Here is a 4466-nt window from a genome sequence, read left to right as displayed (position 1 = left end):
GGGGTGCGCAGCGGATACGACCAGGTGAACGTGCCGGACGAACCGCCCGCCTCCCAGGTCGAGGACGCCGCGAGCGGAGTCGCCCCTAGATCACCGGCGCCGGACTGTGATCCGGCCGCGAGCGCGAGAACCATCGTCGAACCGGTGCTCGCGGAGCGGGCCGCAGGTGCGAAAGCCAGCGGTGCGCTCAGCTCGTCGGCGCCCCGCTTGTTCGTAGATTCGAGCGGAAGCCGGGTACGGCACTTGGCCTTCGAGGGGTCGCTCAACGCACAGCCGGGCAGCCGCTGCATTTGCAGCCGGCCAGCCCAGTCGGCCCCGTACGCCGAGGCGAACGCCGAGTAGTCGACGCCGAGTTCGGCCCGCCCGCCGGTCTTCGGGCCGGTGACGGTCAGGACGACGCCCTTGACGCCCAGGGCCCTGGCCGCCTTCTGATCCAAGACGTTGACCTGGACCGAGTCGGCCGTGCGCTTCTTGCCGGAGGCCGGCCCTAGCGTGAGCGGCAGCGAGCCCGGCTTCGCCTTTGCCGCACCCTTGTCGGGCAGGGTCAGCTGTGCGGTGCCCTTGCCGGGCCAGGTCACCGACCGGTTCTGGTCGGTGCGGGCACGCCGGGCGGCGGCCGCGTCGGCGGCCTCGCCCTCGGCCACCGTACGAGTGGCCTTGCGGTTCGCCTTCGCCGTCAGCGGCGACACGTCGGCCGAGCGCGCCTTCTTCAGCGTCGGACGACCAAGCGGGTCGTCCCGATCTGCTGCGAACGCGACGGGTGACAGCAGGCCCGGCAGCATGGCCAGGCCCATGCCCAGCGCGAGGCCGGGCATCCAGCGGACGGTTCCGGCCGCTGCCGGCCGGCTGCTTCTAGGCAGCCGGTATTTCCCCAAGGGGTTCATGTGGGTGTTCTCTCTGCCCCCGGCCGGAAGCCGGGCGCGCTGCGCCCCCGCGCGGCGGGGGACGGGGCGGTGTGGGGGAGGACGACCCGCGACGAAAATGTGCACAGGGCCGTCGGCGGGTGTGGCCCCACCGGGCCCGGGCAGTACCTCCCGGACCCGGTAGGGGCAGAAGCGTCAGAGCAGGTTCGTGCCGAGGACCTGTGAGCTGACCTGGTCGGCGCTCATCGCACCCGTCCAGACGCGCACTTCCTCCAGGGAGCCGGGCAGGTAGTGCCCCGTGCTGCCGCCCTTGCTGCCGCGACCCGCGCTGATCGCGCCGATGCCCTGCTGAGGTGCGGTGAACCCTGAGTCACCCTCCGCGGGCTGGTCGAACTCGCCCACGTACAGGTGGAGCCTGCCGTACTTGGTCTCGCTCGGCCCGTCGTCCGGGTCGGTCCACTCCCAGGCCTCCTGCGCGTCGAAGACGCCGGTGACCTGCACCCAGGTGTCGACCTCGGCGATGTCACCGCCGGGCACCTCAGCACTCTGGGTGACCTTGCCGTCCGTGCCGAGCGCGGTGCGGGTGAACTTCCACTGGTAGACATCGTCAGCGGGCTTCACGACCCACAGCGCCCACGAGGACTCACCGCCGCTCGCCTGCTGCCCGGCCACTTGAGCCTGGTAGCCGACGGGCTTGGCCGCGAGCTTCACGGAGTCGAGCCGCACTCGCGCGGTGGCGGTGAAGGATCCGGACTCGTCGGTGACCGGTCCGGTCGCCGAGGCATAGCCGGCCGTGCCATTCAGGACCAGGGCGTCGTTGTCCGCGTCGAGAACCGCGCCCGAGGCCGACAGCTTCATCGGACCGGCAGGATACGAGGTCAGCTCCTTGAGCTCGGTGCCCGTGGAGGCCGCCGCATCCCAGTGAGCCACCAGCTCGTGCAGGGGGACGCCGTTCTCCGACAGCTGTGCCTGCTCGGTGACCTCGTCCGCGGTCAGCGCCCGCTGCCACACGGACACCTCGTCGAGACGCCCGCGGAAGTTCTCCCCGTAGGTGCCGCCCACCAGCGAGCGGCCGAACTGCATGCCGCCGGAGGACACCCACGGCGTGTACGCGGTCGACAGCGAGGTGAGCACCACCGGCTTGCCCTGCGGCCGGCCGTTGACGAACAACTGGATGGTGTCGTTGGTCTTGTCCGTGTCGCCCTGGGTATCGAAGACACCCGCCAAGTGCGTCCACACCTTCACCGGCGGCGCACCGGTGTCGGAGAGCGAGCGCAGATAGGTCTGGCCTTCCGTGACGTCAGCGGCGGTCCGGTTGAACACCCACTTCTTGTACGCGGCGGAGTAATAAAGGGTGAACGCCGAGGCGTCGGTCCCCGGGGCCGCGAGCACCACACGGTTCTGCGAGGCGTCCGTCAGATAGGCCCACGCCGAGACGGTGAAGGAGTCCTTCGTGTTCACGGCCGGCGTGGCCGTGGCTGCGTACGCCTTCTGGTTCTCGGGAACGGTGCTGTCCATCCACAGCGAGTAGTCCGCGTCACCGCGCCGGGCCAGCGTCGACCAGCCCGCACCGGCAGTGTGGAGCGTGGCGTCGTGCCGGGTGCCCTCGGTGGCGGTGTCCTTGGCGACCGTCACACCGGAGTCCGGGGAGCCGTCGTCGAAGTGCCAGGTGCCGGAGGGCCCGGAGGCGGGGGCGACCTTGAAGGTGAACTCGGCGGGAGCGCCCCAGCGACTGCGTACGTCCTTGGCCTCCACCGACAGCACCTGGGTACCGGACAGCGACGGCGTCACGTTCGTCACGGTGACCGTGGAGCCACTGACCGTCTTGGTCTCCTTGGCGGTGGTGGTCAGCAGCCGCCAGCGGTAGCCGGCGATGTCCTTGTCGGCTGCGTTGGGCTTGAAGGTGAAGCTGCCGGGGACCCCCGGGCCGCCCTTGCCCTCGCACAGATTTGTGGTGCACGCGGTGTACGGGCTGCCCGTGGTGATCACCGGGGCCTTGGGTGCCGTCGAGTCGATCTTGAAGTAGCACCACTTGGAGTAGGACGAGAACAGGTCACCCGACTTGCCGCCGTACGACCAGTGTGACTGCGTGCGCGCCTTGAGCCGGTACAGGCCGCCGTCCGCACGGTTGGTCGTGCGCATCTTCTCCAGGGTGCCGTCCGGGTCCCAGCCGGAGTCCGGCCGGTAGTCCGACCACACCTGGTGCCAGGCTGCGTCGTCACCGCGCTCGACGATGTACTCGACCTGCAGCGAGCCCTCTTCGTCACCCGCGCTGTGCTCGACCTGGGTCTGCACCCGGGCCTGCACCATCGGGTCGATCCGAGTGACGATCAGCGGGTCGGAGGAGGACGTCTTGCAGTAGGCGGTGGAGCCGTCGCCCGGAATGACACCGACGTCGGTAGGCACGCCCGGCTTGTAGGCGTAGTTGACCTTGAGCTCGGCGTTGTCGTCGAACCGCTTCCACGCCGAGGGATCGCCCTCGTCCTTGGCGCGCAACATGAAGGTGAGCCGGTGGATCTTGCCGTCGGCGAACTTGCGCACGGTCGAGGCCAGGTTCTCGTCCGACTCCTCCGGGTTGTCGTTGAACTCGACCCAGGCATCAGGCTGGTCGGGAGTGCAGTTGCCGCCACGCCCGGCCGACACATGCCGGTCGCCCATTTGGTCGAGCTGGGCCGGGCCCGGCCAGCGGGTCCCCTCGGAGATGTTGTCGGTGCGCTCCAGGTCCACCCACTTGGGCTCACAGGAGAACGACCAGGTCTCGTACGCGCGGAACGTGGCGTCGAGGACGTACTTGCCCGCCAGCTTCGACGGCGAGAACTCGAAGAGCATGCGGTTCGTGTAGTTGTTGCCGCAGTAGTACGGCCCGGACACGCTGCACCGGCCGACGCCGTAGTCGCCGTTGAACTGCCAGAACTTGTCGCCGTCGGAGGACAGCACGGTCCGCTCCGACCTCCCGAGTCCGACCGAGGGGTCGATGTACACGGGGTAAACCGTTTCTTCACCGCGCAGCAGGCCGAGGTCCGGTTTTACGGACACCGTCCGGTCGTCGACATGCACCGGCATTACGGCGCTGGTGTCGCCGGCGCCGGGCTGGGTGCCCTTCTCGGCCGGGGCGTCAGGGGCCGGTTCGGTCGTTGCGGCGGACATCAACTGCGTGCTCGGGCCCCCCTCCTGGCCGGCGGAGTCCCACATCTGGCCGGCCGGCCCGCGGAATACGGTGTTGCCGTCCTGGTCGAGGGCGCGCAGACCGCCACCCGCCCCCGCCACCAGGTCCAGATCAGCGGCCATAGCGGTCAGCTTGATGTGCTCGAGCGCCGGATTGGCTGCAGCCTCCGCGGACTTGACTACGAGCACCTCGCGGTAGCCCTCGGCGGTGGCCGTCAGCTCCAGGTCCACCCCCTCGAAGACCTCGGGGTAGGTCGCCTTCGCGCCGTCGAGCTTCGGCTCCGGCAGCGTCCCGGACCAGCCGAGGCGGATGCTGCCCCGCTCGTTGCCGAGCTTGATCAGATCGGCGCCGGCGCCCGCGAAGGAGTCGAGGCCGGCGGCGTGGATGCGCTGGATGGCCTCCTCCACGCTCACCTTGGAGATCCGGGCCATGTGCTC

The 4466-nt window shown here is 69.7% G+C and carries 1 protein-coding gene and 1 pseudogene; both read right to left on the bottom strand.

Going from position 1 to position 4466, the window contains the following annotated elements; genetic code table 11:
- Nucleotides 1-815, bottom strand: a pseudogene (locus tag AB0E85_RS39665) (RHS repeat-associated core domain-containing protein); the annotation flags it as partial.
- A 243-nt stretch (nt 816-1058) separates the two neighbouring features.
- Complete coding sequence (locus AB0E85_RS39660; RefSeq protein WP_361937619.1) at nt 1059-4460, bottom strand: LamG-like jellyroll fold domain-containing protein; 3402 nt, start codon at nt 4458-4460, stop codon at nt 1059-1061.
- Nucleotides 4461-4466 lie beyond the last annotated feature (6 nt).

Source organism: Streptomyces sp. NPDC029044, assembly GCF_040637495.1.
Classification (GTDB): Bacteria; Actinomycetota; Actinomycetes; order Streptomycetales; family Streptomycetaceae; genus Streptomyces.
This window is presented reverse-complemented; position numbering and strand designations above follow the sequence as displayed.